3 protein-coding genes and 1 pseudogene are annotated in these 1306 nt (G+C 56.1%); all 4 read left to right on the top strand.

Going from position 1 to position 1306, the window contains the following annotated elements; all coding sequences use genetic code 11:
* The coding region (locus tag C9411_RS25255; RefSeq protein ID WP_107228161.1) for a hypothetical protein at nt 1–318 on the top strand (318 nt) is incomplete at its 5' end.
* Nucleotides 315–857, top strand: a complete 543-nt coding sequence (locus tag C9411_RS25250; protein ID WP_107228160.1) for an ATP-binding protein — start codon at nt 315–317, stop codon at nt 855–857. The genes C9411_RS25255 and C9411_RS25250, both read left to right, overlap by 4 nt.
* Nucleotides 858–861: 4 nt before the next feature.
* A complete protein-coding gene (locus C9411_RS25245) occupies nt 862–1056 on the top strand; it encodes a DUF2635 domain-containing protein (RefSeq protein ID WP_060432164.1) in 195 nt (64 codons plus the stop codon).
* A pseudogene (locus C9411_RS25240) lies at nt 1053–1306 on the top strand (phage tail protein); the annotation flags it as partial. The gene C9411_RS25245 and the pseudogene C9411_RS25240, both read left to right, overlap by 4 nt.

Raw genomic sequence — 1306 nt, 5'->3', positions numbered from 1 at the left:
GCGCCGTTGCACGGCGTTTTTGGTGACCCGGTTGAGTATCGCCCTGGCGGCGGCGCGGAGCCTTACACCATTAGCGGCATATTCGATCGGGCCTATACGCAGGAGGTCGAGCCGCTGGACGATGGCAGCACTATTAACACCACCAAGCCTGTGCTGGGTGTGCGTGATAGTCAGTTCCGGGCACCGCCTAAACAGGGGGACCGGGTATTGGTCGGCATCGTTGGTGGGGTGCCGGTCAATACGCTCTTTGCCGTAGCGGATGTTCAACCTGATAGCCACGGGGGGACGAAGCTTATTCTCAACAAGGTGAAATCATGAACCCGAGAGGAGTCCGGTTGCTGGTCATTGAGGCGTTGAAGAATAAGACCGATGCCGGCGATCGGGTTTATTCGCCTCGGGATTGGCCCACCACTGCAGATATGTATCCTGTTCTCCTGGTGCAGACGCCGATCGACGTGAAGAGTTCCCTGGGGCGCAATGTGCCCCAGTTCAACACGGTGACCACGGTACGCATCACCGGCCGGCTGCAGGAATTGGACGATGCGGCGGAGGACAACGGGGCAGAAAAAGCCGAAGAAGCGCTTGAGCAGCTACGCGAGCAGGTAGAGCGTGCAGTCATCAATAGCTATGAACTGACGCGAAAAATTCAGCAGTTTCTGCAGGTGCGTTCGACCATTGATGTGGACGCTGACGGCGAAGGGCATACCGCCCAGTTACTGATGGAACTGGATATCGAATACTATCAGGGCCCCGAAGAGTTTTATGAAATAGACGCGTCTCCGCTTGAGGGAATTGACGTCACGATCTCCATGCCGGATGGCACCCCTGAACCACTCGTAAAAATCGATCTGGAGTAACCCTATGTTTGTGAAACCCGTACCGGGGCGCATTGTGCGCGATCCGGTCAAGGGCACCTTTTTGCCGGAATCCGGCGAACAGGTTCCCGATAATATTTTTTGGGGGCGCCGCCTGAAGGATGGCGATGTACAAAAATTCGACCCTAACGCATCGACTAAGCCGGTGGCGGGGAAGAAAAGCCAGGAGAGTGATCAATGACCGTTCCATTTACTCGCATCCATTCAAACCAGCGCGCGCCGTTTTTCTACGCCGAGTTTGATAACTCGATGGCGAATACTGCGACCGCGGTACAGCGCACACTGCTGATCGGTCAGATGCTGTCAACGGCGACGGCAACGCCAGGCATTCCGCAGAAAGTTTCTTCTGAATCGGCGGTGGCAGGCATCTGCGGCAACGGTTCCATGTTGCACAACATGATGGCGGCGTATCTGGCCAACGACATTTCTGC

Source organism: Serratia sp. Nf2 (assembly GCF_003028435.1).
Lineage (GTDB): Bacteria > Pseudomonadota > Gammaproteobacteria > Enterobacterales > Enterobacteriaceae > Serratia > Serratia marcescens_L.
The sequence above is the reverse complement of the archived record's forward strand: the minus strand, read 5'-3'. Positions and strand labels throughout refer to the sequence as shown.